The sequence below is a fragment of the Kitasatospora sp. NPDC028961 genome (assembly GCF_055564815.1).
The window spans coordinates 102246-128405 of record NZ_JBVHVO010000010.1; the positions used below are offsets into that span (position 1 = coordinate 102246).

Sequence of the window (26160 nt, forward strand, 5' to 3'; positions counted from 1 at the left end):
CGGGGCGGGCAGGGTGCTCGGCTGCCCGCCCGTGAGGGCCCTGGGGCCGGGGAGGCGGCCGGCACCTCCGGCGGCCCCGGGACGGCGCTGTGACCGGTCGGTCGACGGGCTCCGTCACCAGTAGTGCTTGCGTCCGCCGACGGCGTGCCCGACCGCTCCCAGGATCCACAGGATCAGTCCCACGACGACGAGGACCGCTCCGATCGTCCACAGGATGCCGAGGCCGGTGAGGAGACCGATGACGAGAAGGATGATTCCGAGGACGATCATGCCGCGCTCCTTGGGCTCTGTGAGCTCTTCCCCCGCGCCGTGCGTCTGCCCGATTGCCGACGGGTCAACCGGCCCTCGCCGGTTTGTTGTCGCCCGGACGGGCCGGCCCACCCGAACGAGCCCGAGATGCCCCCGCCGAGCCCCGGGCGCCCGTCGGGAACGCCCCGCGCGACGGGGATTGGCCGCCGGGGGACCGGAAAGACGCCGGGTATGTCCATCTTGCGAGCCTGTGCACGACCGATGCTGGCGTCGATGTTCCTCTACGGAGGCGCCGACGCCCTACTGAACCCCGCCCGGCTGGAGGCCGCCGCCGAACCGGTGGTCGACCCGCTCGCCGAGCACGTCCCGGCCGTTCCGCGCCGGCCCGAAGCGGCGATCCGGCTCAACGCCGGGGTCCAGGTGGTGGCCGGCGCGCTGCTGGCGTCCGGCCGTCTCACCCGGCCCGCCGCGCTCGCGCTGGCGGCGACCCTCGTCCCGGTCACCCTGGCCGGCCACCGGTTCTGGGAGGTCAAGGACGAGGAGGAGCGCGCCCGGCAGCGCATCCACTTCCTGAAGAACCTGTCGATGTGCGGCGGGCTGCTGATCGCGGCGGCGGACACCGGAGCGGGGCCGTCGCTGGCCTGGCGCGCCCGGCACCGGCGGTGGACCGGCTGACGCCCGCTCCCGGTGCGGCCGCCCACGACGGGCGGCCGCACCGGGGCGGACCCGGCGTCAGCCGGCCGCCGCGAGGCTCTCCCGCGCGGCCCCGGCCACGGCCTCGGCGGTGAGTCCGAACTCGCTGTAGAGGCGCCGGTAGTCGGCGGAGGCGCCGAAGTGGTCGAGGCTGACGATCCGGCCGTGCGGGCCGACCAGCTCGCGCCAGCCGAGCGCCACGCCCGCCTCCACGCTCACCCGCGCCGCCACCGCGGGCGGCAGGACATCGTCGCGGTACTCGCGCGGCTGCGCGGCGAACCACTCCAGGCACGGCAGCGACACCACCCGGCTCGCCACGCCCTCACCGGCCAGCTGCTCCTGCGCCTCCAGCGCGAGGTGCACCTCGGAGCCGGTGGCCAGCAGCAGGACCCGGGGCGGGGCGCCGTCGGCCGGGTCGCGCAGCACGTAGCCGCCGCGGGCGGCGCCGTCCGCCGGTGCGCACCCGCCGGTCCCGCGGTCGAGGACGGGCACCTTCTGCCGGGTGAGGACGAGGCCGGTCGGCCGGTCGTGGTGCTCCAGCAGCGCGTGCCAGCAGGCGGCCGTCTCGTTGGCGTCGCAGGGGCGCACCACGTCGAGGCCGGGGATCGCGCGCAGCGCCGCGAGGTGCTCCACCGGCTGGTGGGTGGGGCCGTCCTCGCCGAGGCCGATCGAGTCGTGCGTCCAGACGTAGACGGTCGGGAGCTCCATCAGCGCGGCCAGTCGCACCGCGGGCCGCATGTAGTCGCTGAAGGTCAGGAAGGTGCCGCCGTACGGGCGGGTCAGGCTCTGCAGGGCGATCCCGTTGAGGATGGCCCCCATGGCGTGCTCCCGGATCCCGAAGTGCAGGGTGCGGCCGTACGGGCCGCCCTTCCACTCCGCGGTCTCCACGCCCTCGGGCAGGAAGGAGGGCTCACCGTCCATGGTGGTGTTGTTGCTCCCGGCCAGGTCGGCCGAGCCGCCCCACAGCTCGGGCAGGACCGGTGCGAGCGCGGTGAGCACCCGGCCCGAGGCGGCGCGGGTGGCCAGCCCCTCCCGGTCCGCGGGGAAGGCCGGCAGGTGGTCGGCCCAGCCGTCCGGCAGCCGGCGCTCCGTCAGCCGGTCCAGCAGTGCCGCGCGCTCGGGGTGCTCGCCGCGCCAGCGCTCGTAGCGCGGGGTCCAGGCCTCGTGGAGTTCACGGCCGCGCTCGCGTGCCCGGCGGGTGCGGGTGAGGACCTCGTCCTCGACGGTGAAGCTGCGCGCGGGGTCGAAGCCGAGCAGTTCCTTGGTGGCGGCGACCTCCTCGTCGCCGAGCGCGGAGCCGTGGGCCTTGCCGGAGTTCTGGAGGTTGGGGGCGGGCCAGCCGATGACCGTCCGCAGCACCAGCAGCGAGGGCCGGGTGGTCTCCGCGCGGGCGGCCCGGAGCGCGTCGAGGACGGCGTCGACGTCCTCGACGTAGCGGCCGGTGCGGGTCCAGTCGACGGTCTGCACGTGCCAGCCGTAGGCGCGGTAGCGGGCGGCGACGTCCTCGCTGAACGACACGTCGGTGTCGTCCTCGATCGAGATGTGGTTCTGGTCGTACACCATGGTCAGGTTGCCCAGCCGCTGGTGGCCGGCCAGCGAGCTCGCCTCCGCGGTGACGCCCTCCATGAGGTCGCCGTCCGAGGCGAGGACGTAGACGTGGTGGTCGAAGGGGCTCTCGCCGTCCGGGGCGTCCGGGTCGAGCAGGCCGCGTTCCCGGCGGGCGGCCATCGCCATGCCGACGGCCGCGCCCAGCCCCTGGCCGAGCGGGCCGGTGGTGATCTCCACGCCCCGGGTGTGCCGGTACTCGGGGTGGCCGGGGGTGGCGGAACCCCAGGTCCGCAGGGCTTCCAGGTCGGAGAGCTCCAGGCCGTAGCCGGTGAGGTACAGCTGGACGTAGAGGGTGAGGCTGGTGTGTCCGCAGGACAGGACGAAGCGGTCGCGGCCCAGCCACTGGTCGTCACCGGGGTCGTGGCGCAGGACGTTCTGGAACAGCAGGTGGGCCAGTGGCGCCAGGCTCATCGCCGTCCCGGGGTGGCCGTTCCCGGTGCGCTGCACGGCGTCGGCCGCGAGCAGCCGGGCGGTGTCCACGGCCCGGACGTCCACGGCGTCCCAGCCCGCCCGTGCGGCGACGGGGTCGGCCAGTGACTGGTGGCGGGTCGCGGGGTGCTTGTCGGGGGGTGTCACGGGTGTCCTCCCAGGGGGCCGGTCGGGGTCGGTGAGGTCGCCGGGGACGGTTCGGCGCGTCCGCTCGGCCTCCAGCGCCTACCCGGTGACCGGACCCGCATGGCCCGATCCGGTCCGGGATTCACCCGCCCGGTCCGGCCGGCGCGCGGCTGCCCCGTCCGCGACCCGAAGGGCGGTCCCTCCGCACTCCGGTGTCGGGGCGGCGCGCGGGGGTAGCCTCCGGACATGCCACACCACGATCTTGTCGTCCTGGGCGCGGGCTCCGGCAACACGGTGATCGACGACCGCTTCGGCGGCCTCGACGTCGCCGTCGTCGAGGAGGGGCCGTTCGGCGGGACCTGTCTGAACCGGGGCTGCATCCCCAGCAAGATGCTCGCCCACACGGCCGACGTCGCGGACACCGTGCGGGAGGCCGGCCGCTTCGACGTGGACGCCGCACCGGGCGTCCTGCGGTGGCCACGGGTACGCGACCGCGTCTTCGGGCGCCTCGACGGGCAGGCCGCCGAGGGGGAGCAGGGCCGGCGCGGCTCGGACTTCGTCACCGTCCACCGCGGCCGGGCGCGCTTCACCGGCGAACGGACGCTGGTGGTGGAGGGCGACGGGAGAGAGGTGCACATCACCGCGGACCGGGTCGTGGTGGCGGTCGGCAGCCGCCCGGTGGTCCCGCCGCCGGTACGCGACAGCGGGCTGCCCTACGAGACCTCCGACACGATCATGCGGCGCCCGACGCCGCCGCGGCACCTGGCCGTCCTCGGCGGCGGCTACATCGCCGCCGAGCTGGCGCACGTCTTCCACGCGGCCGGCAGCCGGATCACGATCATCGAGAAGCAGGAGACCCTGCTCGCCCCGCAGGACGAGTCGGTGTCCCGCGCCTACACCCGACTGGCCCGCTCCGCGTTCGACGTGCGCACCGGCGTCGAGCTGACCGGACTGGAGGGGGAACCGGGCCGGCTGCGGCTGCGCCTGGACGACGGCTCCGCGGTCGAGGCCGACGCCCTGCTGGTGGCGGTCGGCCGGACCCCCAACAGCGACACCATCGACGCCGACCGGGCCGGCATCGCCCTGCGGGAGGACGGCCGCGTGGTGGTGGACGCCCACCAGCGGACCACCGCGCCGGGTGTCTTCGCCCTCGGTGACGTGTGCACCCCCGTGCCGCTCAAGCACGTCGCCAACCGGGAGGCGCAGGTGGTCGCGCACAATCTGCTGCACCCCGACGACCTGATCGCCACCAGCTACGACGCCGTCCCCGCCGCGGTCTTCACCCGCCCCCAGATCGCCCAGGTGGGCCGGACCGAGCAGGAGTGCCGGGATGCCGGCCTCGACTACACGACCGCCACCCGCCGGTACGCGGACGTCGCCTACGGATGGGCGCTGGAGGACACCGCCGGCTTCTGCAAGGTGATCGCGGACCCGGGGACCGGCCGCCTGCTGGGCGCCCACATCCTCGGCCCGCAGGCGTCCACCCTGATCCAGCCCCTGGTCGTCGCGATGAGCCTCGGCATCGATGTCCCCACCCTGGCCGGCACCCCGTACTGGATCCACCCCGCCCTCACCGAGGTCGTCGCCAACGCCCTGCTCGACCTCGACCTCTGACGGCGGCGCCGGGACGGGCGGACGGTGCTCGGCCTCTGACGGCGGGCCGGACCGGCAGGCGGCGCGGGCGTCCGGAGGGCGCCGTCCCGGACGGGATGCGCCGGCCCGGCCATGAAACGGCGGTGTCCGGGCAGACGAGGGACGTGACCACAGGGGTAAGGCGTCCGCTCCGAACGATCGCACCGGCACTGCTCGCCCAGACGGTGCTCATGGTGCTGGCCGGTCTCACGATCACCCACCCGCCGCTGCACCTCTGGCGGCCGGGGGAGAACGCGCTGACCGACCGGCTCGCCGCCGACCGGGTACCCGTCCTCGACACCGTCACCGCGTGGCTCTCGGTCCTCGCGAGCACCGGGGCCGTGATCGCCGTGGCGGGCGTCGCCGTGCTCGCGCTGCTACTGGGCGCCCGGCGGTGGCGCGAGGCCGCCTTCCTCGGCGGCGCCGTCGCCGCCCAGTCCGCGGTCTTCCTGCTGGTCACCCTGTGCGTGGACCGGCCCCGGCCGACCGCGCCCCGGCTCGACGGCGCACCGCCGACCTCCAGCTTCCCGTCCGGCCACGTGGGCGCGGCGGTCGCGCTGTACGGCGCACTGGCCGTCCTCGCCGTCCTGCGCCTGCGGGGGCCGCTCCGGCTGCCGCTGGGCGCCCTGGCCGCGCTGCTGCCGGTGCTGGTCGGGTTCAGCCGGCTGTACCGCGGCATGCACCACCCGACCGACGTGCTGGCCGGGCTGGTGAACGGCGGCGCCGTGCTCTGGATCATGTGGCGGGCTTTCCTCTCCGACCCCAGGGAGACCACCGTGGCAGCCGTACCCGATCACCCGTCCGCCGGCCGGGCGGTGGTGGTCTTCAACCCCGTCCTGGTCGACGAGGACACCCTCGACCGGATCGACCGCGTCCTCGCGGGCCACGGCTGGGCGGCGACCAGAACCGCCACCAGCGAGGGCGACCCCGGCCGGGGCGCCGCGGCGGCCGCGGTCGCCGCCGGGGCCGACCTGGTGGTGGCCTGCGGCGGCGACGGCACCGTGACGGCGTGCTCGCACGCCCTCGCCGGTACGGGCGTCGCGCTGGCCATCGTCCCCTGCGGCACCGGGAACCTGCTCGCCCGCAACCTCGGCCTGCCGGCGGACCCGGCGCGGGCGCTGGCGGACGCCCTCGCCGGCGGGCCCCGCCGGATCGACCTCGCCCTGGCCGACGGCGACGGCATCACCGCCACGGTGGTCAGCGCCATGGCGGGCATCGGCCTGGACGCCGCGGCGATGGCCGGCACCAGCCGCCGCGCGAAGAGCCGCTGGGGCTGGCCCGCCTACCTTCCCCCGCTGCTCCGCCACCTCGGCGACCGCCGGATGCGGCTCACCGTCACCCTGGACGACGCGCGCCCGCTCCACCGGCGGGCCGCGATGGCCGTGATCGGCAACGTCGGCGCGCTCCAGGGCGGGATCCGGCTGCTGCCGGGCGCCCGGCCGGACGACGGCCTGCTCGACCTCGTCCTGGTCCACCCGCGCGGCCTCGCCGGCTGGCCGGCGGCGGCAGCGCGGCTGCTCACCGGACGGACCGGCGCGGGGGGCGGGTCGGCGCCGTTCGAACACTTCCAGGCGCGCCGGATCCACCTCACCGCCGACCGGGACCAGCCGCGGGAGCTCGACGGCGAGTGCCTGCCGGCCGGCCGCACCCTGCGGCTGGCCGTCCGGCCCGGCGCCCTGCTGGTCCACACGCCGACGGCCGGCGGGCCCCCGGTCGGCGGAGCCGCGGGCGACGGGGCTGTGGTCGACGGGACTGCGGGCGACGGGTCCCACCCGGTCGGAGCCGATCCCGTCCCGGCCGAACGGAGCAGCTGAGTGGGAACCGCCACCCGCGTCGGCCACCGCGGCCGCGAGCCCGAGGAGCTCTCCGCCGACGAGGCCGTCACGACCCTGCGCGCGTACGGCCGGTGGCAGCTGCTCAGGGACGCCTTCCTGCGCTTCCGCTACGCCGACGGCTTCAGCCACGCCCGGGCCCTCGCCTTCCAGACCGTGCTCGCCCTCGTCCCGTTCGCGATCGCGGTGGTCGGCCTCTCGTCCGTCCTGCACACCCAGTGGCTCGGCCGGGTGACCGAGCTGACCATCGCCCGGCTCACCGCGGGCCCGAGTTCCGACCTGGTCGACCAGGTCCTGCGGAGCGGCCGCGAGCGCGCGGGGGACGGCGGGAGCGTCGCCCTGTGGGGCGGCGCCGTGTTCTCCCTCGTCAACGTCGCCACCGCGATGTGCCAGATCGAGCGCGGGGCCAACCGGATCTACGGCATCGAACGCGACCGGCCCTTCCACCGCAAGTACGCGCGCGGTCTGCTGATGGCTGTGCTGGCCGGTCTGCCGCTCGGCCTCGGCTTCGTCCTGCTGGTGGCGGGCCGGGAGATCGCCGCGGCGGTCGTCGAGGCGGGCGGGCCGGGGACCCATCGGGAGGCCCTCGTCTGGGCGTTCCTGCGGTGGCCGGCCGGCATCGTGCTCGCCCTGCTGTCCGCGAGCGTCATCTTCCACCGGGCACCGCGCCGCCGACAGCCCGGCCACACCTGGCTCGCCTTCGGCGCCGCCGTGTACCTGGTGCTGTGGGTCGGCCTGACCGCGCTGCTCGGCCTGTACCTGCGGCTGAGCAACTCGATCGACGCGGTGTACGGGCCGCTGAGCGTGATCATCTCGCTCCTGATGTGGGCCTACCTGACCGCGATCGCGCTCTTCCTCGGGATCGCCTTCGCCGCGCAGCTGGAGGCCGACCGGGCGGGCGTCGAGGAGCCGGTGCTGCCCGACCCCGAGGATGATTCCGCAGGTCGTGGGTAGACGAGCCGTGATGACAGCTGACCGGAGGCCGCACCGAAGCTCCGCCCGTACCCGGGTCCCCGCGCTGCGCCGGCTCTCCCGGCGCTGGCTCACCCGGCGCCGCTTCTCCCAGCGCCGGGCCGACCGGCGCTTCGGGGAGCGCCTGCTCGGGGCCGTCCTGGCGTTCGCCGTGGCGGCGGTGCCGGCCGCCGTCCTGCTGGTGCTGATCGAGGCCGGCTGGGAGCCGCTGCGCGAGCTGGACGCCGGCGCGGCGGTGCACCTGAACGAAGCCGTCCGGCACCACCCGCTCCTGCTGGAGACCACGCGGGTGCTGAGCAACCGGGTCTGGGACCCGGTCACGATGCGCCTGCTGGTGGCGGCCACCGTCGGCTGGCTGCTGTGGCGGCGGGCCTGGCGGCTGGCCCTGTGGGCGGCCCTCACCGAGCTGGCCGCCGGTCTGACCGGCCTGCTGGTCAAGGTCACGGTGGCCCGGGTCCGGCCCCGGCTGCCCGATCCCGTCGCCCACGCGCCGGGTTTCTCCTTCCCGTCGGGGCACGCCATGACCGCCATGGCCTCGTGCGCGATCCTGCTGCTGGTGCTCCTGCCGGTCGTGCCCCGGCGGGCCCGCCCGGTGGCCTGGGCGATCGCCGCGGTGACCGTGCTCGGGACGGGTCTGACCAGGATCGCCCTCGGCGTGCATTGGGTGAGCGACGTCCTCGGCGGCTGGCTGCTCGGGTTGGCGCTGGTCGCTTCGACCGCCTGGGCGTTCGAGGCCTGGCGGCGGGAGAGCGGCCTCCGCACGCCGAGGCTCCCGGAGGGCCTGGAACCCGAACTCGCCACGGACGACGACCCCGGCCCGCGGCCGGCCGGCAGCCGCCCGCACCGACCGGTGGGCTGAGGCGCCGCCCGGCCGCCGGGGGCGGCCGGGAAGCCGGAGCCCCGCCGGTCGGACCGGCAGGCCGGGTGAACGAACAAGGCCCGGGGTCGGCGCACACTGTGCGCCGACCCCGGGCCTTCGTCGTAGCGGGGACAGGATTTGAACCTGCGACCTCTGGGTTATGAGCCCAGCGAGCTACCGAGCTGCTCCACCCCGCGTCGGTGAACCCGACTGTACGCCATCACGGGGGCGAGGGCGAAATCAGGGGCAGCGACCGGGCGGGCGCGGCGCGGCCGTGCGGCCCGTGGGCCTCGCGGGTCCGGCCGGCGCCGTCCCTCCGCGCCGGCCGGACCTGAACGGGGCTCACGCCTCGGGCGCGGCCACCTCCTCCAGCGTGCCGCCGGCCAGCCGCAGCCACCGGTCCACCCCGATGCCGGCCAGGAAGCGCTCGTCGTGGCTGACCACGACGAAGGCGCCCTGGTAGGAGGTGAGGGCGCTTTCGAGCTGTCCGACGCTCACCAGGTCGAGGTTGTTGGTCGGCTCGTCGAGGAGGAGCAACTGGGGCGCGGGGTCGCCGCACAGCACACAGGCCAGGGTGGCGCGCAGCCGCTCGCCGCCCGAGAGCACGCCGACCGGGAGGTGGGCGCGGGCGCCGCGGAAGAGGAAGCGGGCGAGCACGTTCATCCGCTCGGGCGCCGGCAGCTCCGGCGCGGCCGCCGCGAAGTTCTCCGCCACGCTGCGGTCCGGGTCCAACAGGTCCAGCCGCTGGGAGAGATAGGCGACCCGGCCGTCCGAGCGCCTGAGCCGTCCGCCGTCGGGGGCGAGGTCCCCGACCAGCAGGCGCAGGAGGGTGGTCTTGCCGGTTCCGTTCTGTCCGAGCAGGGCGATCCGCTCGGGCCCGCGGACGGTCAGATCGACGCCGTCACCAGCGAACAGGGGCGTGTCGCCGCGCAGCACCTGGAGGTTCTCGCCGACGAAGAGGTCGCGCCCGCTCGGCACCCGGGTGCCGGACAGGTCCAGGGTCAGGCGCTGGTCGTCGCGCAGGGCGCGCTCGGCCTCGTCGAGCCGGGCCCTGGCCTCGCCGAGGCGCGCCGCGTGGACCTGGCCGGCGCGTCCTGCGGACTCCTGGGCGCCGCGCTTCATGGTCCCGGCGAAGATGCGGGGCAGACCGGCGTTCTTGAGGTTGCGGCCGGCGTTGCTCGCCCGGCGGTCGGCGCGCTCCCGGGCCTGCTGCAACTCCCGCTTCTCCCGCTTGAGTTCCTGTTCGGCGTTGCGGATGTTCTTGGCCGCGACCTCGCGCCCGGCCTCCGCGGCCTGCTCGTAGGCGGTGAAGTTGCCGCCGAACAGCCGCAGTTCGCCGGAGTCGAGCTCGGCGATCCGGTCCATCCGGTCGAGCAGCGCACGGTCGTGGCTGACCAGCAGCAGGCAGCCGGAGAAGTCCTCCAGGACGCCGTGGAGCCGGTGGCGGGCGGCGAGGTCGAGGTTGTTGGTGGGTTCGTCGAGCAGCAGCACGTCGGGCCGCTTGAGCAGTTGCGCCGCGAGGCCGAGCTGGACGATCTGGCCGCCGCTGAGGGTGCCCAGCCGTCGGTCCAGGCCGACGCCGGCCAGGCCGAGACGTTCGAGCTGGGCGAGGCTGCGCTCCTCGACGTCCCAGTCGTCGCCGATGGCGGTGAAGTGCTCCTCGGCCACGTCACCGGACTCCACCGCGTCGATGGCGCGGATCACCCCGGCGACGCCGAGGACGTCGGCGACCGCGAGGTCCGCCGTCAGCGGGAGGTCCTGCGGCAGGTAGCCGGGCGCGCCGCTGACGGTCAACGATCCTGCGGCGGGCGTCAGCTGACCGGCGATGAGCTTGAGCAGCGTGCTCTTGCCCGCGCCGTTGGGAGCGACCAGACCGGTGCGGCCGGTGCCGAGGGCGAAGGAGAGGTCCTGGAAGACGGGGGTGTCGTCGGGCCAGGAGAAGGAGAGCTGGGAGCAGACGATGGACGCATCGGACATGAGGACAACCCGGAGGATGGGCAGGCGGAGACACCTCGGCCTGCGAGCAGACAGGGGGAAGGGGAACGACGAACGAAGCCGTTGGCCCGGGGCACCGATGCCCGCCGACGGCTTCAGGACCGGGTCTCACCCGGAGATGTCGTCGTCACCCGCCATGTCTGCTTCTCCACGCTTTCCGTCAGATGGGTTTTCCGCCGTCGAGCATAGCACCGTGTGTGGGCGATCGGTCGGGGCCGGCCGCGGGGGGCGGGCCGCCGCGCCGGGCCGGGCGCGTCACGGCGCGCCGGCCCCCCGCAGCAGGGTGTCGACCACCAGGTCGGCCGCCGGTCCGGCGGCCAGGTCGGGCGCCTGACGTGTCACCAGGTGCACGAGCTGGGGCAGCAGGGCGGCGACCCAGCCCTCGGGGAGGCCGGGGCGCAGCAGCCCTTCGGTGACGGCGCGTCGGAGGAAGTCCCCGACCTCGGCGACGGAGCTGTCGCGGCGCCTGCGGGTCTCCTCGTCGGCGAGCATCCGGGCCAGGTCCACCGGCCAGGCGCGGTTGACCTCGATGACGTTCTCCACGTAGCGGTGCAGGGCCACGGCGACGGGGGCCTCGCGCAGACGGGCGTCGGCGATGGCCCGCTCGACGGCGTCCAGGCGGGCGGAGTGGATCGCGGTGAGGAGTTCCTCGCGGGAGCTGAAGCGCCGGTAGACGGTCCGCCGGTCCACCCCCGCCTCGGCGGCGATGCTCGCGATGCTCGCGCCCGGGTCGGCGGCCAGCATCCGCGCTCCCGTCGTCAGGACGGCTTCGATGTTCCGCGCGGCGTCAGCTCTCACGGGGGGAGTCTAGCGGCGGTGTGCAGCTTCGGGTCGCAACCACCTCGTCGCTGTGTCAGTAGCGCGGGGACCTGCGCCGGGAGGGGGCCGGTCCCCTCCCGGCGGCGCGCCGTCAGAAGTGGTCCACGTCCACGACGGCCTGGGCGAACGCGGTCGGCGCCTCCTGGGGCAGGTTGTGGCCGATGCCGCCGAGCGTCCGGTGCTCGTACTTCCCGGTGAACATGGCCCGGTACGAGGCGCCGTCGCCGGGAGCGGTGAACGGGTCCAGCGCGGGGTCGAGGGTGATCGTCGGCACCCCGATGGTCGGCTTCAGGGCCAGCCGGTCCTCGTAGCGGTCGTAGCGGCGCTCGCCGTCGGCGACGCTGAGCCGCCAGCGGTAGTTGTGGATCACGACCGCGGCGTAGTCGGGGTTCTCGAAGGCGGCCTCCGTGCGCTCGAAGGTCGCGTCGTCGAACTTCCAGGTGGGGGAGACCTGCTGCCAGACGAAGCGGGTCAGATCGTGGCGCAGGCGCTTGTCCTCCATGGCCTTCCTGCCGCGTTCGGTGGCGAAGTAGTACTGGTACCACCAGGTGTGCTCGCCGGCCGGCGCGATCGGGTCCAGCTGCGCCTGGCGGTTGGTGATGAGGTAGCCGCTCACCGACACCAGGGCCTTGACCCGTTCGGGCCACAGGGCCGCGAGGACGTCCCCGGTCCGGGACCCCCAGTCGAACCCGGCCACCACGGCGCGGTCGATCCGGAGGGTGTCCAGCAGGGCGATGACGTCCATCGCGATGGCGGCCTGCTGGCCGTTGCGGAAGGTCCGGGGCGACAGGAACCGGGTGGTGCCGTGTCCGCGCAGGTAGGGGACGATCACGCGGTACCCGAGGCCGGCCAGGAGCGGCGCGACGTCGACGTAGCTGTGGATGTCGTACGGCCAGCCGTGCAGGCAGAGCACGACCGGTCCGTGCGCCGGGCCGAGTTCGGCGTATCCCACGTTCAGCAGCCCGGCCTCGACCTGCTTCAGCCGCGGGAAGGACGTGTGCGTGCCCGGGGTGATCGTGGGCACGACCGGGGCCGCGCCGGGGCCGCCGGGGACGGGCGCGGCGTCGGCCGTGCCCGGCAGGGTGGCCATCGAGACCGCGGCCGCACCGGCACCCAGTCCCAGGGCCCTGTTGAAGCTACGCCTGTCGATCATGTTGAGCCTTCCGTGTGACGCGGATGTGTCCCCGGCCGGGGCGGGTGTCCGTCCTGCCCGGCGCACCGCACTCTTCCGTTCCCGGCGGGCCGGCACATCAGTCAGTTGACGGTCGGGGCGGCGGCCGCGCCGCGCCCCTCCGGGCGTCTCCGGGCCCGCAGTCGAATGACTGATGCCGCGCGCCGACGCCGTGCGGAACCGTCGTGACGGGGCGAGGCCCCCGGTCCGCGCGGCATCGGACCTCGGCGGTCGGACGGACCGCGGCACCACGCCACCATCAAATGTCGCGCCAGCGAGTGGTATTAGCGAGTAAGTGCTACAGTCAAGTGACAGATAGCGAAGGAGTGGAAGCGTGATCGTCTATGACCGGCTCTTCATCGCAGGCGCCTGGACCGAGCCGAGTGAGGCCGCCCTGCTCGACATCCGGTCCCCGCACGACCGGACGGTGATCGGCCGCGCCGCGCAGGCCCGGCGGGCGGACGTCGACCGTGCGGTGGCGGCGGCCCGGGCCGCGTTCGTCGAGGGCACCTGGCGCGACACCCCGCCGCTGGAGCGCGTGGCGGTGCTGCGGCGCTTCAACGCGCTGCGCGAGCGGCAGGCGGAGCGGATCGCTGCCCTGATCGCCGCCGAGAACGGCTCCGCGGGCTGGTTCACCCGGGCCGGCCAGCCGGGCCTGACCCGCCAGGCCAACGCCTACCTGAAGGCGGCGGAGGAGTTCGGGTGGGAGGAGACCCTGCCGCCCTCCGACCCGGCCTCGCCGGTGCGGAGCGTGGTCCGTCGTGAGGCCGTCGGCGTGGTGGCCGCCGTGATCCCGTGGAACTCGCCCTTCTCCTCCGCGACCACGAAGATCATCCCGGCGCTGCTCGCCGGCAACTCGGTGGTCCTGAAGGTCTCGCCGGAGAACTCGCTCAGCATGGGCCTCCTCGCCGACCTGCTGGCACAGGTGGGGCTGCCCGCCGGGGTGATCAGCGTGCTGCCCGCCGACCGCGAGACCAGCGAGTACCTGGTCTCCCACCCCGAGGTCGACAAGATCGCCTTCACCGGCTCGACCCCGGCCGGCCGGCGCATCGCCGCGATCGCGGGGGAGCAGCTCAAGCGGGTCAGCCTGGAGCTGGGCGGCAAGTCCGCGGCCGTCATCCTGGCCGACGCCGACATCCACCGGGCGGTGCAGGGGCTGAAGTTCTCCTCCCTGCTCAACAACGGCGAGTCCTGCATCGCCCAGACCCGCGTCCTGGCCCCGCGCAGCCGCTACGAGGAGGTGGTCGCGGAACTCAAGGCGCTCGTCGAGTCCCTGAAGGTCGGTGACCCGGCGGACCCGGACACCTTCATCGGACCGATGATCCGCCCCGACCAGCAGGAGCGCGTCCGCCGGTACATCGCGATCGGCATCGAGGAGGGCGCCCGCCTCGTCACCGGCGGCCCCGAGGTCCCCGCGGGGCTGGAGGGCGGCAACTACGTGACCCCCACCCTCTTCGCCGAGGTGGACAACGCCATGCGCATCGCCCAGGAGGAGATCTTCGGCCCCGTCCTGGTGGTCATCCCCTACGAGGACGAGGACGACGCCGTCCGCATCGCCAACGACTCCGAGTACGGCCTGTCGGGCGGCGTCTGGTCCGCCGACGAGGAGCACGCCCTGGCGGTCGCCCGCCGGATCCGGACCGGCACGGTGACCGTGAACGGGGCCGGTGTCGGCTTCGACGGCCCCTTCGGCGGCTTCAAGGCCAGCGGCATCGGCCGCGAGTTCGGCGCCGTCGGCCTCGGCACCTACACCGAGTACAAGACCATCACCCTCTGACGCGCGCCCGCGCGGCGGTGGCCGGACGCCCGGCCCTGGGCCCGCACCTGGAACGGTGGGGGCCCGGCCTGGTTGGATTCCGGTATGACGAATGACCTCTCCGACGGCTACGAGATCTCGACGGACCCGGCGCGCCTCGATGCCGAACTGATCCACCGGTGGCTGTCCCAGGACGCCTACTGGGCACGCGGCCGCCCCCGGGAGAAGCAGGACTCCGCGATCGCCGCCTCCCTCAACTTCGGCGTCTACGACCGGGCTGCGGGTACCCAGCTCGGCTACGCGCGGGTGGTCACCGACCGGACCACCTTCGCCTGGCTCTGCGACGTGTACATCGAGCCCTCGGCCCGTGGCAGGGGGCTCGGCACGGCCCTGGCCGCCGCCGTCCGCGAGCACCTCGCCCCCTACGGGCTGCGCCGCGTCATGCTGGCCACGGCGGACGCCCACGAGGTCTACGCCAAGGCCGGGTTCGTGCCGATGGAGAAGCCGGAGAAGTGGATGGTCCTCGGCGAGGAGTGAGGGCGCCGCGGGGCGGGGGCCACCCGCGCAACGCTCCGGCCGTCCCGGGGCGGGGACGGCCGGAGCGGAGCGCTACTTCACGCAGGTCCGGTCGCCCTTCGGCAGCCGGCCCCCGGCCAGGTAGGCGTTGACCGTGTCGTCCACGCAGGCGTTGCCGTACATGCCGTACAGCGCGTGCCGGTTGGCGCCCTCCAGGGTCAGCAGCCGGGAGGCGGGCAGCAGGCCGTGCAGCGCGACGCTGTCCCGGTAGGTGGTGCGCGGGTCGCCGGTGGCGGCGACTATCAGCACCTCGGCGTCGCGCCGCACCTCGGTGCGGGCCTCGCGCGGGCGGTCCCAGAAGGCACACGGGTTGATGTTGTTGACCAGCGGGCCGAACAGCGGGTGCTCGGCCCGGCTGCGCTCGATCTCCCGCCAGTACGCCTCGGGGTCGCGCGGTGCCGGGGCGTCCGCGCACAGGATCGCCTGCTGGGAGCTGCCGGTGGGCGACGCCGCTTCGCTGAACGCGAACCGGAGGATGGCGGTGAAGGCCGCCGACGGCAGGGCCGGCCGCCCCGCCGCCGCCTCGCCGAGCACCGCGACCTGCTCGGCCAGGTTCGCGCGTGCGGCGTCGGTGTCGTCCGCGAGTCCGGCGAAGACCAGGAGCGGCACCCGGGTGTCGTCCAGTCGGAAGGTGTCGGCGCCGCTGCCGACGGTCAGCGGGGCGCGCGCCGACGCCTCGACGAGCTGCCGGATGCCCGCCGTCACCTCCTCGGCGGTCCGGCCGAGCCGGTAGGTGTCGTGGCGGCCCGCCGCCCAGGCCGCCCAGTCGGCGAGCGCCTGCTCGTTCTCCGCCAGCAGGCGGGGGAGCATCACCGGCCCGTAGGAGCGCGGGTCGAGCGCCCCGTCGAGGACCACCCGGTCGTAGCGGCCGGGGAACATCTGGGTGTAGACCGTGCCCAGGTACGTCCCGTACGAGACCCCCAGGTAGGAGATCCTCCGCTCGCCGAGCGCGCCGCGGATGACGTCCATGTCGCGGGCCGTGTTGCGCGTGCTGGCGTGCGGCAGCAGCGGTCCGGCCGCCGCCCGGCACTTGGCGGCGAGGTCCTTCTGGAGAACGACCTGCTGGTCGAAGCTCGCCCGGCCGAGCCCGGCCGAGACGAGGTTGGTGCCGACCGGCCAGCCGCAGTCCAGCGGGGTGCTGCGGCCGACGAAGCGCGGGTCCATGCCGATGATGTCGTAGCGGCCGGCGGTCTCCTTGAGCGCCGTGTGGACGCGCGGCGGGCTCCCGAGGGTCTCACCGCCCGGGCCGCCGTCGTTGAGCAGCAGCGGACCGATCCGGTGGCGGGTGTCGGTGGCCTTGATCCGGGAGATCGCGACGGTGATCGTACGGCCCCGGGGGTCGCCGTAGTCGAGCGGCACGGTGACGTCGGCGCAGGTCGCGCCCGCCTCCTCCAGGCCCGCGCCGACCTGGTCGTCCGGGCCCTGGACGCAGCTGCGCCAGTCGAGGGGCTGGTGGTAGTAGCGCTCCAGGCCCCGGGGGGTGGAGGCGGCGCTGTCGGCGGAGGCGGACGCCGCCCCGGCGGCGGGGGCGGTCACGGCGGACGCCACCGTCAGGCAGGCGGCGAGGGCGAGGCCCGCCGCCGTGGCCCGGCGGGCGACCGGCGGTGCCACGGCGGCCGGACCGAAGGGAGGGTGATGAGCTGTCATGTGACCAACGCTAGGAACCTGGCGGCCGAAGATCACGACAGCACACCCCCGGACCCGCCCGGGGGACAGCCCCCTCCGCCGCCTTCCCTTTCGGGCAGGAGCACCGGCCGACGGCCGGGACTCCCGGCCGTCCGGCCCGCCTCCGGTGCCCCGGCGGCCGTCGGCCGCCCGGTCAGGAGTCCCGGCGGAGGCGGGTGACCATGGTCAGCGCGTCTTCGCCCGCGCGCGGGTCGTGCACGCGGAAGCCCTCGCGCTCGTACAGCCGGAGGGCGGGGTTGTCCCGCTCGACGCTCAGCGAGACGCGTTCGACGCCGGCCTCGGCGGCGGTCCGCAGCAGACGCCTGATCAGCAGGGTTCCGATGCCCCGGCCACGCTGGGCGGCGGTGATGCCGATGCTCAGCTCCGGCACGGCCGGGTCGACGAAGCCGTAGCCGGGGTCCTCCGCCGGGAGGTGCCGCAGCCACGCGGCGCCGACCGGGAGCGGCTGCCACCCGGTGGCCTCCCCGGTGGAGAGGGCCACGATGCCCAGGTCCCCCCGACCGGGCCAGCCGTCCACGTAGTGGGCGTTGCGCGGGTCGGAGAGCACCGCCTCGCGCGAGACATCCCGGCCGGGTGCCCAGTTGACGGCGGCGACCACCAGATCGCGGAGGAACTCGGCGTCGTCGGCGAGCGCGAACCGCGTGTGGATGTCGGACGGGCCCCCGTCGGGATAGATCTCGTCCTCCCTGCCTTCGGGGGCGATCTGCCGCAGCCTCGGGCCGTGGAACATCCACACCCGGAAGTAGGACTGCTCCTGGTCCATCACGAACAGCTGCACCAGCTCCGGGTGGACCCACGGGACGCGCTCGACATGGGCGACCAGTCCGGCGAGGTCCGCGTGGTTGAGCGCACCGGCGAAGACCTCGCACTCCGGGTACTTGCCGCCGCCCCAGCGCGTGTCACTCCCGGTCGTCTCGTTCAGCGACCCGACCCACCCGACGGCGCCCGGTTCGTAGCCGCGTCGCGGGGCGGACGTCCGCAACCACTGGCTCAGCGCTTCGACGGCCGGCCGGTCGGTGAACTCGACGGAGATCATGATGTTGGCCACGTGACTCACGCCGGAAGTCAACACGACCACTGATCGACCTGCCACCGAGTTCCCGCGCGGTGGGGCACCGCCGACGGTCGGGCGGTCTCCGACCCCGTCGCGGCGGCAGCGGTCTCGGCGGGATGCTCCGCACATGCGGGTGCTGCTCGACGGTGCCACGCCCGTCTCCCGGATGCTGCCGCACTCCGACTTCCATGCTCCGACTTCCATACTCCGACTTCCGGGGCGCACCGGACCGGCCGGTGTTGGTCGCGGCGGGCGATCGGCTCTCGTACGAAGAGGGCGATGTCGTGGTGACCCGTCCCGGCGGTGGGCGGCAGCGGCCCCGGGCGGGCGACGGCTACGGGATCTGCCGCTGAACCGTTCGCGGCCCCGCTCCGGGAGGACCGGCTCCGCCGGGTGCCCGCCTGCGGGGCGCAGGGTGACCGGCGGTGCTCAGCCCGGCTGTCGGTCGTCGTCGCTCTGCGACACCCGCAGACGCTCGGCCGCCTCCTGGACGGCTTCGTGGGCCTTGGCGGCCCGGTCGTCGGCGGTGCGCGCCGCGTCCTCGGCGGATCGCGCCTGCTTCTCGGCGCTCGTGAGGCGCTCCTGGGCGAGGGCTTCGCGGTCCTGCGCCTCGGCGAGTGCGGCCCTGGCCTGCTCGGCTTCGGTCTCCGCCCGTCGGCGGGCCGAATCCGCCTCGTCGAGGGCCCGAGCGGCGTCCACGGCCCGGGTGTCGGCCTTGTCCGCGGCCCGTTCCGTGCCGGCCAAGGCCTTGCGGGCCTGTTCCTGTTCGCGCCGGCGCCGCCGTTCGGCCGCGGCCTGTGCCTTCGTGGGGCGCGAGTCGCGTGCCGACACGGGGGACGTTTCGGCGGCCTTCTTCGTCGTGGTCCCGGTCCCCGGCTTCCGGCTCCCCGGCTTCCCGGCGTCCGGCTTCCCGCTGTCCGGCTTCCCGGCGCCCGGCCACAGCACCGGGTCCAGCGGAGCCGTCAGCCGCCCCGCCGCGAGGGCGCGGGCGGCGTCCGGGTCCGCCAGCGCGGCGCCCAGCGTCCGGTCCACCTCGGCGACGGCGTCGGCGCCGAGCGGGTGTCCGGCCTCCGCCGCGTCGCGCTCGGCCTGCCCCGTCAGCGCCCGCACCAGCTGCCGCCGCTGCTCGGTGAGCGTGCGCAACTGCTCCCCGGCGAGGTGCTCCTGGGCGTCGCGCAGCGCCTGCCCGAGGTCCAGCAGCTGCCCGACCAGGTCGCCGTGCCGGTGGGCGAGGAGGTTGGCGGCCCAGGCGGCCTGGGTGGGGCGGCGCAGCGCACGGACCTGCTGTGCGAGCTGCGGGTCGGTCTTCTTCAGGGCGTCCGCGTGCCGGTTCCGGGCCGCCGTGAAGTCCTGCGGGGCGAGGGTGTGGAGCTCGTCCGCGATCGCGTCGAAGTCGGGTTCGTTGCCGGCCATCGTTCGGGACCCTACGGGCGCGGGTCGCTCCGGCCCGGTACGACTCGCCCGGTCGGGCACGGTCGACGCCGCCGGTCCCCGGCCGGGTCGTCGGGAGTGGCCCCGGGCGCGGCGGTCCTCCTCGCCCGGGTCCGCTCCCTCCCAGGACCATCCCGTGCCGCCATGCCGGTCGACGGGCTCAGAGCTCCGGGTGGTCGGCCGCCCTCGGCGCGGTGGGCGAGGCGGGGCCGAGCGGGGGGGAGTCCCATGCGTGCGCGATGCACCGCCCTGCGATGACCCCGCCCCACCCCACCGCCCGGCGCCACACGACTGGTAACCCACCCCCCCACCGCCACCAACTCGCCGAAGCCGCACGCTGGCACGACGACCGGCTCCACTACGTCGACCTCCTCCGAGGCACCCTCTACAACTGCCATCCCGACTACCCCGCCCCAGGCTGGAGCAGGACCTCCACCTGCCGATGGCGGCGGCCGCCCCCTCACCGGCCGCCCCGGCCAGTGGATCGCCGCCGCCGGCACCGGCATCGCCCTGCTGCGCCCCGGCAGGCAGCTGACACGGCTGGCCAAGGTGGCGGCGGGCCGAACGCCGGCTGCGCAGGAACGACGGGGCTTGCGACCCGGCGGGCCGCTTCTGGGCGACCAGCTTGGCCGTGGACGCCGCGCCCGGCGCCGGCGCGCTCCACCGGATCGACCGGACGGCTCGGCCCACCGGGTGCAGAAGGTGAGCGTCGAGCACCTCTACGCGATCGCCGACGGCGAGGTCATACCCGAGGAAGGCGAGCCCGAAGTCATCTTCTGCATGGACGAGTTCGGGCCGCTCAACCTCCAGCCCCACCCCGGCAGGCAGTGGGCCGAGCGCGGCGGCCGGCACAAGGACCCGCCTCATCAAGAAGACCAAGAACCGCACCAGGTTCCTGGGGTTCTGCCGCTTCCTGCGCTCACTGCATCCGGCGGACGTGCGGATCGCGATCGTCTGTGACAACTCCTCGCCGCACCTGACAACGAGGCGGTGTCAGCGGGTCGGGACATGGGCGGCCGCGACCAACGGGGAGATCGCCTACACCCCGACCAACAGCTCCTGGCTGAACCGGATCGAGGCCCAGTTCACCGCCCTGCGCTACTTCGCCCTCGACGGCACCGACCCCCCAGCCACAAGGCCCAGGGCAGCATGATCCGCCGCTGCATCATCCGGCGGAACAAGCACGCCACCGACGAACGCCTACGCGAGGTCGTCACCAGGGCGAACGTCGCCTGAGCGGCATCAGACCCGTTCGTCTGGATCCACGTTCGCGAGCACCTCGCAGTCGCAACCGCCGCCATCGGCCAGCAGGCCCGCTTCCAGCTCGGACCACGCCACTGAACTGGAGTCGGCCCAGGACCGGGAGTGCCTCAGCGTGTGATCACATCCGGTCTCCGCGAGACGCTCTTCGACGTGATCGAGGAGGCCGTCGAGCTGTTCACGGTCGATGCCGAGCAGGTTCCACTCGTCACGCTTGCGCTCTGCCTTGTAGGCGTCGCGAAGGATCCGCCGTCGTTCCCTCTCCGAAGACATCTGCGCAACTCGCTTCTCATCAGACCAGCTGGAGCCCCAACCCTAAGGCCGTCGACACCAGAGCCCGTAGCCGGGACGAAATCACGATGTCGTCCTCTGAACAGGGCGAAGGTTGTCTGATGCGGCACTATCCGTACCCCGGCCCGTGCCCCGGCCGGTCGGCGGACTCCCGCCGGCCGGCCGGGGCACGTCGTCGGCGCGGCCGCGTCACTCCGGTCGGAGCAGGCTGCCCGTGACGAAGCGGTGGAAGCCGCGGGCGAAGGCCCGGGCCTCGTCGGCGGGCCAGTCGGCCAGCGAGGCCTCGATGTGGGCGGCGAGGCGCTCGCGCGTGGTCCGGATGACGCGCTCTCCGGCGTCGGTGAGGGTCAGCAGCGTCGCGCGCCCGTCGTCGGGGTCGGGGACGCGGCGCAGCAGGCCGGCCTCTTCGAGGCGGCTGGCGCGGCGGGTGACGCCCGAGCGGTCGAGGCCGATCTCCTCGGCGAGTCTGGCGGCGCTGCACGGCCCGGTGCGGGCGAGCGCGCTGAGGACGGGGTAGGTGACGGCGTCCAGCGCCCCGTCCAGGCCGCTGGTCAGGAGCTCGTAGAGGTGTGTGCGAGAGCTGCGTCGGAGGACGACGGCAAGTGCGTCGGCGATCTCGTGTCCCACGTCGTTCGGCATGCGTCCAAGAATAGCGTGCGCAACGCACGCACCATGGGGTACTGTTCAGATGCGTGCTCGACGCACGCAAAGCCTCGTCACTCCGACGCCCAAGGGGACCCGTCATGACCACCGCCACGCGAACCGACATCGCCACCGCGCTCACCGACCTGCTCTTCACCCCCGGGCTCGACCTGGCCGAGGCCGTCGACCGGCACTTCGCCCCGGACTACCGCCAGCGCACCGACGGCAGCTGGGCGGACCGGGCGGAGTTCACCGCCCACATCGCCCACCTGCGCGAGGTCGTCGCGAGCGGCCGCGTCGAGGTCCTCGACGAGCTGGTCCAGGGGGACCGCTACGCCGACCGCCACGTGGTCGACGTCACCAAGACCGACGGCTCCACCGTGCGCATGGAGGTGTACGTGTTCGCCGAGTTCGCCCCCGACGGCCGGTTCCGCCGCCTGGAGGAGACCACCCTGATGCTCCGGGGCGGCGAGGAGGACCGCGACCTCGGCAGCGCCCGCTGACCGACGACGACCCGGCCCCGCCCTTCCACCCCGCCGAGCGCGGCGGAATGGAAGGGCGGGGCCGCCGTCCGTCCGGGGCCGTTCAGTCCTCCTTGGCCACCTCGTGGTCGGCCTGCGAGCCGATGTGGGCCCGCGCGGCCCGCTCGGCCGCCTCCGGGTCCCCGCTGCGCAGCGCGGCGATGATCGTGTCGTGCTCCTCGATGACGGCCTTCCAGTTGTGGAGGTCCATCGGGGCGGTGATCCGGTGCCGGCGGATGGTCAGCAGGAGCTGCTCGGTGAGCTCGCCGAGGACGCGGTAGCCACCTGCCCGGGCCAGTGCGCGGTGGAACTCCGCGTTGTGCTCGGGCAGCCGGTCGACCGCCCCGGTGGCCAGGGCGGCGCGCATGTCGTGCTGGGCCGCGTCGAGGTCGGCCAGCAGGGCGTCGGTGACCCGCTCGGCCGCCAGCCGGGCGACCAGCCCCTCGATCGCCTCCCGGGCGAGGAAGACCCCGCGCATCTCGGTCTTGTCGATCTCGGCGACGGTGACACCGGCGTGCACGCGGGAGACGACCAGGCCGTCGGCCTCCAGGCGCTTGACGGCCTCGCGGATGGGGATCTTGCTCACGCCGAGGTTGCGGGCCAGCTCGTCCATGTTGATGCGCTGGCCCGGACGCAGGTCGCCCCGGGCGATGGCGTCGTGCAGGCTGCCGTAGACGAGGTCGGCCTTGCTCTTCACGGGCGGTATCGGCTCAGCCCAGCTCTTCTGACTCATCCTCATTCGTTCATCGTATGCGATATCTCTCCGGCGACGAACGGCCCGGTGGCACTGTCGCGGGTGGCGTCCGAAGGCTCCGTGGGGTGATTTCGTATATCAAATACCTTCGTGCTCTGCCCCGCGAGCCGGCACCGCCGGACCGGCCACCACCGGCTCGACGGTCCCGTCACAGGGCGGTTCCGTCGGCCGGTCGTCGGCGGAACCGCCCGCCGGGGCTTCGGCACGGACCCTAGAGGACCCGCCAGAGGGCGAGCGCGAAGACCGCGGCGACCCAGGCCCAGAGGACCGAGAGGCCGATGTGCGCGGCGGTCCGCAGGGGGTCGCCGCGCCAGAGCCTGGGGGAGAAGACGGCGAACTCGAACAGCCAGCGCAGGCCCCAGAAGAGCGTCTGGCCGGCCAGCAGGGCGGTGCCCAGGCGGGTGCCGGCGAGGAGGTCGGGGGCCAGGCAGAGCGGCATCAGACCGAGCAGCGCGCAGGTCAGCGCGATGAAGAAGAGGTGGACGTAGGAGACCTGGCGGGTCAGCAGGCTGGCGCCGGACAGGTCGGCCGGCCACTGGACGATGCGCGGCAGGACGGCGTGGAACAGGCCCATGCCGACCAAGGCCGCGCCGACCAGCCTCAACTGGGCTTCCAGGGTGAACAGTTCGGTCATGCGGCGGGGCTCCGGAAGGCGAAGGCGGTGATCAGCGTGGCGATCCGGCGTTCGGCGGCCGGGTGCAGTCCGGCCTCGGCGGCGTGCCGGAGCCAGGTGGCGCGCGGCTGGAAGTGCCAGGCGCCCGGGCCGTAGGCGGCGGTGTTGGCGAGGTCGCGCAGGTGCTCCACCAGCAGCAGGGTGCCGCCGGGCCGCAGGGTGCGGACGGCCTCGGTGAACAGCGCCGTGCGGTCGGCGGGCCGACGCAGTTCGTGGGCGGCGAGGACGGTGAGCACGGTGTCGAGGGAGCCGGTTGCGGCGGGCAGGGCGTCGGGGCGGGCGGAGACGGTGCCGGGGGCGGGCGGGGCGTGGCGACGGGCGCGCCGGATCGAGCCCTCGGTGGTCAGGGCCGGGTCGTAGAGGTCGGCGACGAGCTGGCGGGCGGTGGGGTACCGGGCGGCGACCGGGCGGCTGGCCTCGTCGAGTCCGGTGCAGACGACCAGGTGGTCGCCCGGGCCGTCGGGGAGCACGTCGGACAGCCAGTCGTAGGAGTGGAGTTCGGAGCGGTCGTAGACGTGCCAGGTGGCCAGGGTGCTGGTGGTGAGGAGCGCGGCGGCGCCGGCCGAGGCGGCGCGGGCGAGGGCGGCGGGCCGGGCGGGGAGGTGACGGGCCAGCGCCCAGCCGGTGGCGGCGGTGACGGCGCCGGCGGCGTACATCGGCCAGTTGTAGCGGATCACCTCGCGGACACCCGAGGGGCGCCGCGCGGGCCCGGCGGGCCGGGCGGGCCGGGCGTTCATCGGCGGGCTCCGTCGAGGGCACGGCGGTGGCCGGCCTCCCAGCCGTAGTCGACGTCGGCGACGTGGAAGGCGTTGGCGAGGACGGGGCGGCTGCCGGTGAAGGGGCCGTGGTCGAAGAAGGTCAGCCGGGGGACCTCGACCGCCACCGGGACGGGGTCCCAGTGGGTGCGGGTGGCCTTGACGACGATCATGGAGCGGGTTTCCGGCTCGTACTCGAAGGTGTAGGGCAGTGGTCCGGCGAACCGGCGGGCGGCCCGGGCGTCGGCGAACGGACTGCCGGGCGGTAGGGGCGCGGGGCTGCTCGCGAGGTCGGCGCGCACGTGCAGGTCGGCGCGGCCGTCGGTGCTGAGCACCTTGAACTCCAGGGTGTCGCCGAGTACCCGGGTGCCGATCCTGGTGGGGTGGTAGTGGTAGCGGGAGAAGAGGTTGCCGCCGGCGGCCATCAGCCGGTTGTCGGTGTCGGAGCGCAGGATCCGCAGTCCGCGCATGGTGCGCCCGCCCGGGGTGGGGAACCGGGTGAAGATCCGGTAGCCGGTGAGGATGAAGTCGCGGCCGAGGCGGGCGGGCAGGGCGGCCGGGCGCAGTGCGCGGGTGTCGACGACGGCGGCGGCGACGAAGCCGTGTTCGGTGCCGGTGGGGTCGGTGTAGGTGTCGAGGGCGAGGCCGGGCGGCACGAGGGGCGCGAGGAGGTGCGGCGGGAGGGCGTAGGTGAGGACGAGGGAGTGCGCGAAGTGGGTGCGCATCGGGAAGGGGTGGCGTTGGAGCAGGTGTCGCACGGTCGACTCCGGTGGTGGGCGCGAAGCGGTGGGTGCTCTTCGGAACCGGGGGCCTTGAGGGCCGGGGGCTTTCAGAGTTGGGGCCTTGAGAGCCGGTGGGCCTTCGGAGCCGAGTGGTCTTCGGAACCGGGGGGCCCTCAGAGCCGGAGCACCCGGATGACGCCCCAGAGCAGGGAGCGGTCCTCGGCGGCGGCGCCCGGGCCGGCGGGGCCCGGTTCGCGGATGCTGCGCAGGACGGCGGTTCCGCCGGGGCGGACGGCGTGCTGGACGGCGGCGCGCAGGCACTGGGCGAAGGCCGGGCCGGGGCCGTCCAGGACGTTGGAGAGGGTGACGGCGTCGTAGTGGCCGGCGGGGGAGCGTTCGAGGTGGTCGAGGACGTCGCCGGCGAGCAGCCGGACGGGGGCCGCGGCCGGCTCGGCGGGGGTGACGGGCGGCCCGGGCAGTTCGCGGCCGAGGAGCAGGCGCCAGGCGTAGGGGTTGTCGGCGTTGGGGTGGCGGGCGACCCCGCGGGCCAGCCGGGCCCGCAGGGCAATGTCGAAGCGGTGGGGCAGGACGTCCCGGAAGGCGGGCCGCACGGCGGTCGCGAGCGTACCGGCGGGGCGCAGGGCGGCGGCGAGCAGCAGGCGCAGGCCGGGCCCGTCGAGTCGGTGGCGCCAGTGGCGGGCCTGGGCGGCGGGGTCGTCCAGGCGCAGGAAGCGTTCCAGGGCGGCGGGTCGCCAGGCCGGGAGGACGGCGGCGGCCGCCGCCCGGCCCGCGGCGAGCAGGTGTTCCGCGGAGCCGGTGGCCGCGGGCGCGCCGGTGGTGAGCCGGCCGCGGGCGTAGGCGAGCTGGGCGGGGTTGAGGTCGATGGCGGTGACCTCGTACCCGGCGGCGGCCAGTGCGGCGGCGGTGTCGCCGGCCGAGGCGATGCAGAGCACGCGGGCGCCCGGTGGCGGGAACGCGCCGAGCTCGACGGCCGGGTCCTCGTACATCCGGCCGAACAGGACGCGCGGGCGGCGGGTCTGGAGGCTGAGCAGTCGGCCTTCGGTCCAGGGCGTGGCGGTGCTCATGCGGCGACCGCGATCGGGCGGGTGCGGTCGCGCCGGGCGGCGGGGAGGGTCCAGACGAGGGCCAGGAAGGCGATGTCCTGGACGACGAGGCGGCCCGGTTCGGGGATGCGGTCGGCGCCGAACAGCAGTCCGCCGGTGTTGAACCCGACGACCAGCACGCTCTGGACGATCGCGGCGAGCCTGGCCCGGCGTCCGCTGAGCACCCAGGCGCCGAGGGCCAGCTCGGCCAGGCCGATGGTGATCAGCAGCGGCGTCACGGCGCTCCCGGGCAGGAGCGGCAGGCCCTCCACGATGGCGCGCTGGTCGGCGCGGCCGGGGAAGATCTTGCACCAGAGGCCCTCGTAGCCCCACATCAGGGCGACCGCGGAGGCGGTCAGCCGGGTCTGCCAAGGAGTCGGCACGGTGGACGGTCCTTTCTTCCGCTGCCGGCGAGCGCGGTGCGCCGGGGCAGGGCGGGGCACGGCGGGGTGGCCCGAACCCCTGGGCGGGGGCGGGGACTCCCGTTCGGGATCATCATGGCGCACTGGTTTGAACATGTTCAACTTGGGGGCGTGCCGTGGTGCCAGGCA

Annotated in this window: 24 protein-coding genes, 1 tRNA gene and 2 pseudogenes; 10 read left to right on the top strand and 17 right to left on the bottom strand. The window is 74.7% G+C overall.

All coding sequences use genetic code 11. The annotated features are described in order from the left end of the window. Nucleotides 1-114: 114 nt before the first annotated feature. Nucleotides 115-270 (bottom strand): DUF6131 family protein, encoded by a 156-nt coding sequence (locus ACZ4UX_RS19940; protein ID WP_329485492.1) that lies wholly within the window; start codon nt 268-270, stop codon nt 115-117. A 210-nt stretch (nt 271-480) separates the two neighbouring features. Here ACZ4UX_RS19940 and ACZ4UX_RS19945 point away from each other — a divergent pair. Then, nucleotides 481-1054 (top strand): annotated as a pseudogene (locus ACZ4UX_RS19945) (DoxX family protein). On the opposite strand, the gene tkt reads toward ACZ4UX_RS19945, so the two are convergent. Then, the gene (gene tkt, locus ACZ4UX_RS19950) at nt 982-3126 is read right to left on the bottom strand and encodes a transketolase (protein ID WP_465707605.1); all 2145 of its coding nucleotides are present in this window, start codon (nt 3124-3126) and stop codon (nt 982-984) included. The pseudogene ACZ4UX_RS19945 and the gene tkt overlap by 73 nt on opposite strands. Nucleotides 3127-3351: 225 nt before the next feature. Here tkt and ACZ4UX_RS19955 point away from each other — a divergent pair, with 225 nt between their 5' ends. The 4 genes from ACZ4UX_RS19955 (at nt 3352) to ACZ4UX_RS19970 (ending at nt 8400) form a co-directional block, all read left to right on the top strand. Then, a complete protein-coding gene (locus ACZ4UX_RS19955) occupies nt 3352-4719 on the top strand; it encodes a mycothione reductase (RefSeq protein WP_465707606.1) in 1368 nt (455 codons plus the stop codon). 143 nt (nt 4720-4862) lie between these two features. Continuing rightward, complete coding sequence (locus ACZ4UX_RS19960; RefSeq protein WP_465707607.1) at nt 4863-6551, top strand: bifunctional phosphatase PAP2/diacylglycerol kinase family protein; 1689 nt, start codon at nt 4863-4865, stop codon at nt 6549-6551. Beyond that, the gene (locus ACZ4UX_RS19965) at nt 6552-7523 is read left to right on the top strand and encodes a YihY/virulence factor BrkB family protein (protein WP_465707608.1); all 972 of its coding nucleotides are present in this window, start codon (nt 6552-6554) and stop codon (nt 7521-7523) included. 10 nt (nt 7524-7533) lie between these two features. Further along, complete coding sequence (locus ACZ4UX_RS19970) at nt 7534-8400, top strand: phosphatase PAP2 family protein (protein ID WP_465707609.1); 867 nt, start codon at nt 7534-7536, stop codon at nt 8398-8400. Nucleotides 8401-8523: 123 nt separating this feature from the next. On the opposite strand, the gene ACZ4UX_RS19975 is transcribed toward ACZ4UX_RS19970, so the two are convergent. The 4 genes from ACZ4UX_RS19975 to ACZ4UX_RS19990 form a co-directional block, all read right to left on the bottom strand. Further along, a tRNA-Met gene (locus ACZ4UX_RS19975) sits at nt 8524-8597 on the bottom strand. 145 nt (nt 8598-8742) lie between these two features. Then, nucleotides 8743-10377, bottom strand: a complete 1635-nt coding sequence (locus ACZ4UX_RS19980; protein ID WP_465707610.1) for an ABC-F family ATP-binding cassette domain-containing protein — start codon at nt 10375-10377, stop codon at nt 8743-8745. 273 nt (nt 10378-10650) lie between these two features. After that, nucleotides 10651-11139 carry a TetR/AcrR family transcriptional regulator gene (locus ACZ4UX_RS19985; protein ID WP_329491987.1) on the bottom strand — a complete coding sequence of 163 codons (489 nt, stop codon included), beginning with the start codon at nt 11137-11139 and terminating at the stop codon, nt 10651-10653. Between the two features lie 166 nt (nt 11140-11305). Continuing rightward, complete coding sequence (locus ACZ4UX_RS19990; protein ID WP_465707611.1) at nt 11306-12367, bottom strand: alpha/beta fold hydrolase; 1062 nt, start codon at nt 12365-12367, stop codon at nt 11306-11308. A gap of 352 nt (nt 12368-12719) precedes the next feature. On the opposite strand from ACZ4UX_RS19990, the gene ACZ4UX_RS19995 reads away from it, so the two are divergent. After that, nucleotides 12720-14162 carry an aldehyde dehydrogenase gene (locus tag ACZ4UX_RS19995; protein WP_465707612.1) on the top strand — a complete coding sequence of 481 codons (1443 nt, stop codon included), beginning with the start codon at nt 12720-12722 and terminating at the stop codon, nt 14160-14162. 84 nt (nt 14163-14246) lie between these two features. Next, the gene (locus ACZ4UX_RS20000) at nt 14247-14678 is read left to right on the top strand and encodes a GNAT family N-acetyltransferase (RefSeq protein ID WP_465707613.1); all 432 of its coding nucleotides are present in this window, start codon (nt 14247-14249) and stop codon (nt 14676-14678) included. Nucleotides 14679-14750: 72 nt separating this feature from the next. On the opposite strand, the gene ACZ4UX_RS20005 is transcribed toward ACZ4UX_RS20000, so the two are convergent. The 3 genes from ACZ4UX_RS20005 to ACZ4UX_RS20015 form a co-directional block, all read right to left on the bottom strand. Beyond that, the gene (locus ACZ4UX_RS20005; protein WP_465707614.1) at nt 14751-16364 is read right to left on the bottom strand and encodes an alpha/beta fold hydrolase; all 1614 of its coding nucleotides are present in this window, start codon (nt 16362-16364) and stop codon (nt 14751-14753) included. Nucleotides 16365-16536: 172 nt separating this feature from the next. Then, nucleotides 16537-17460: a GNAT family N-acetyltransferase gene (locus ACZ4UX_RS20010; protein WP_465707615.1), complete on the bottom strand. Its 924-nt coding sequence runs from the start codon at nt 17458-17460 to the stop codon at nt 16537-16539. A gap of 426 nt (nt 17461-17886) precedes the next feature. Next, nucleotides 17887-18870 carry a hypothetical protein gene (locus ACZ4UX_RS20015; protein ID WP_465707616.1) on the bottom strand — a complete coding sequence of 328 codons (984 nt, stop codon included), beginning with the start codon at nt 18868-18870 and terminating at the stop codon, nt 17887-17889. 589 nt (nt 18871-19459) lie between these two features. Between ACZ4UX_RS20015 and ACZ4UX_RS20020 the strand changes: the two genes are divergently transcribed. Both ACZ4UX_RS20020 and ACZ4UX_RS20025 read left to right on the top strand, forming a co-directional pair. Further along, nucleotides 19460-19594, top strand: a complete 135-nt coding sequence (locus tag ACZ4UX_RS20020; protein ID WP_465707729.1) for an SMP-30/gluconolactonase/LRE family protein — start codon at nt 19460-19462, stop codon at nt 19592-19594. Next, a pseudogene (locus tag ACZ4UX_RS20025) lies at nt 19588-20124 on the top strand (transposase); the annotation flags it as partial. The gene ACZ4UX_RS20020 and the pseudogene ACZ4UX_RS20025, both read left to right, overlap by 7 nt. A gap of 6 nt (nt 20125-20130) precedes the next feature. On the opposite strand, the gene ACZ4UX_RS20030 reads toward ACZ4UX_RS20025, so the two are convergent. Together ACZ4UX_RS20030 and ACZ4UX_RS20035 are read right to left on the bottom strand one after the other, a co-directional pair. Then, on the bottom strand, nt 20131-20421 hold the full coding sequence (locus ACZ4UX_RS20030) for a DUF2695 domain-containing protein (RefSeq protein WP_465707617.1): 291 nt from the start codon (nt 20419-20421) through the stop codon (nt 20131-20133). A 207-nt stretch (nt 20422-20628) separates the two neighbouring features. Further along, nucleotides 20629-21078: a MarR family winged helix-turn-helix transcriptional regulator gene (locus ACZ4UX_RS20035; RefSeq protein ID WP_359811730.1), complete on the bottom strand. Its 450-nt coding sequence runs from the start codon at nt 21076-21078 to the stop codon at nt 20629-20631. A gap of 104 nt (nt 21079-21182) precedes the next feature. On the opposite strand from ACZ4UX_RS20035, the gene ACZ4UX_RS20040 reads away from it, so the two are divergent. Continuing rightward, a complete protein-coding gene (locus ACZ4UX_RS20040) occupies nt 21183-21584 on the top strand; it encodes a nuclear transport factor 2 family protein (protein WP_329485470.1) in 402 nt (133 codons plus the stop codon). Between the two features lie 82 nt (nt 21585-21666). Here ACZ4UX_RS20040 and ACZ4UX_RS20045 read toward each other — a convergent pair whose 3' ends face one another. From ACZ4UX_RS20045 to ACZ4UX_RS20070, 6 genes are all read right to left on the bottom strand, one after another. Then, on the bottom strand, nt 21667-22341 hold the full coding sequence (locus ACZ4UX_RS20045) for a GntR family transcriptional regulator (protein ID WP_465707618.1): 675 nt from the start codon (nt 22339-22341) through the stop codon (nt 21667-21669). Nucleotides 22342-22567: 226 nt separating this feature from the next. Next, nucleotides 22568-22990: a hypothetical protein gene (locus ACZ4UX_RS20050; protein ID WP_465707619.1), complete on the bottom strand. Its 423-nt coding sequence runs from the start codon at nt 22988-22990 to the stop codon at nt 22568-22570. Continuing rightward, entirely contained in the window at nt 22987-23766 is a 780-nt protein-coding gene (locus ACZ4UX_RS20055) for a class I SAM-dependent methyltransferase (RefSeq protein ID WP_465707620.1), read from the bottom strand. The genes ACZ4UX_RS20050 and ACZ4UX_RS20055 overlap by 4 nt, the downstream gene beginning before the upstream one ends. Further along, nucleotides 23763-24542, bottom strand: coding sequence for a DUF2071 domain-containing protein (locus ACZ4UX_RS20060; RefSeq protein ID WP_465707621.1), 780 nt, complete (start codon nt 24540-24542; stop codon nt 23763-23765). The genes ACZ4UX_RS20055 and ACZ4UX_RS20060 overlap by 4 nt, the downstream gene beginning before the upstream one ends. A gap of 137 nt (nt 24543-24679) precedes the next feature. Then, the gene (locus ACZ4UX_RS20065; protein WP_465707622.1) at nt 24680-25591 is read right to left on the bottom strand and encodes a DUF3419 family protein; all 912 of its coding nucleotides are present in this window, start codon (nt 25589-25591) and stop codon (nt 24680-24682) included. After that, entirely contained in the window at nt 25588-25992 is a 405-nt protein-coding gene (locus ACZ4UX_RS20070) for a DoxX-like family protein (protein ID WP_465707623.1), read from the bottom strand. Before ACZ4UX_RS20070 ends, ACZ4UX_RS20065 begins: the two co-directional genes overlap by 4 nt. Nucleotides 25993-26160: the final 168 nt, after the last annotated feature.

Excerpts from the sequence above, each read along its gene's own strand:
- ACZ4UX_RS19940 (WP_329485492.1), bottom strand. The coding sequence starts at position 270 with ATGATCGTCCTCGGAATCATCCTTCTCGTCATCGGTCTCCTCACCGGC.
- ACZ4UX_RS19955 (WP_465707606.1), top strand. The coding sequence starts at position 3,352 with ATGCCACACCACGATCTTGTCGTCCTGGGCGCGGGCTCCGGCAACACG.
- ACZ4UX_RS19970 (WP_465707609.1), top strand. The coding sequence starts at position 7,534 with ATGACAGCTGACCGGAGGCCGCACCGAAGCTCCGCCCGTACCCGGGTC.
- ACZ4UX_RS19980 (WP_465707610.1), bottom strand. The coding sequence starts at position 10,377 with ATGTCCGATGCGTCCATCGTCTGCTCCCAGCTCTCCTTCTCCTGGCCC.
- ACZ4UX_RS19985 (WP_329491987.1), bottom strand. The coding sequence starts at position 11,139 with ATGCTGGCCGCCGACCCGGGCGCGAGCATCGCGAGCATCGCCGCCGAG.
- ACZ4UX_RS19990 (WP_465707611.1), bottom strand. The coding sequence starts at position 12,367 with ATGATCGACAGGCGTAGCTTCAACAGGGCCCTGGGACTGGGTGCCGGT.
- ACZ4UX_RS20000 (WP_465707613.1), top strand. The coding sequence starts at position 14,247 with ATGACGAATGACCTCTCCGACGGCTACGAGATCTCGACGGACCCGGCG.
- ACZ4UX_RS20005 (WP_465707614.1), bottom strand. The coding sequence starts at position 16,364 with ATGACAGCTCATCACCCTCCCTTCGGTCCGGCCGCCGTGGCACCGCCG.
- ACZ4UX_RS20015 (WP_465707616.1), bottom strand. The coding sequence starts at position 18,870 with ATGGCCGGCAACGAACCCGACTTCGACGCGATCGCGGACGAGCTCCAC.
- ACZ4UX_RS20030 (WP_465707617.1), bottom strand. The coding sequence starts at position 20,421 with ATGTCTTCGGAGAGGGAACGACGGCGGATCCTTCGCGACGCCTACAAG.
- ACZ4UX_RS20035 (WP_359811730.1), bottom strand. The coding sequence starts at position 21,078 with ATGCCGAACGACGTGGGACACGAGATCGCCGACGCACTTGCCGTCGTC.
- ACZ4UX_RS20040 (WP_329485470.1), top strand. The coding sequence starts at position 21,183 with ATGACCACCGCCACGCGAACCGACATCGCCACCGCGCTCACCGACCTG.
- ACZ4UX_RS20045 (WP_465707618.1), bottom strand. The coding sequence starts at position 22,341 with ATGAGGATGAGTCAGAAGAGCTGGGCTGAGCCGATACCGCCCGTGAAG.
- ACZ4UX_RS20050 (WP_465707619.1), bottom strand. The coding sequence starts at position 22,990 with ATGACCGAACTGTTCACCCTGGAAGCCCAGTTGAGGCTGGTCGGCGCG.
- ACZ4UX_RS20055 (WP_465707620.1), bottom strand. The coding sequence starts at position 23,766 with ATGAACGCCCGGCCCGCCCGGCCCGCCGGGCCCGCGCGGCGCCCCTCG.
- ACZ4UX_RS20065 (WP_465707622.1), bottom strand. The coding sequence starts at position 25,591 with ATGAGCACCGCCACGCCCTGGACCGAAGGCCGACTGCTCAGCCTCCAG.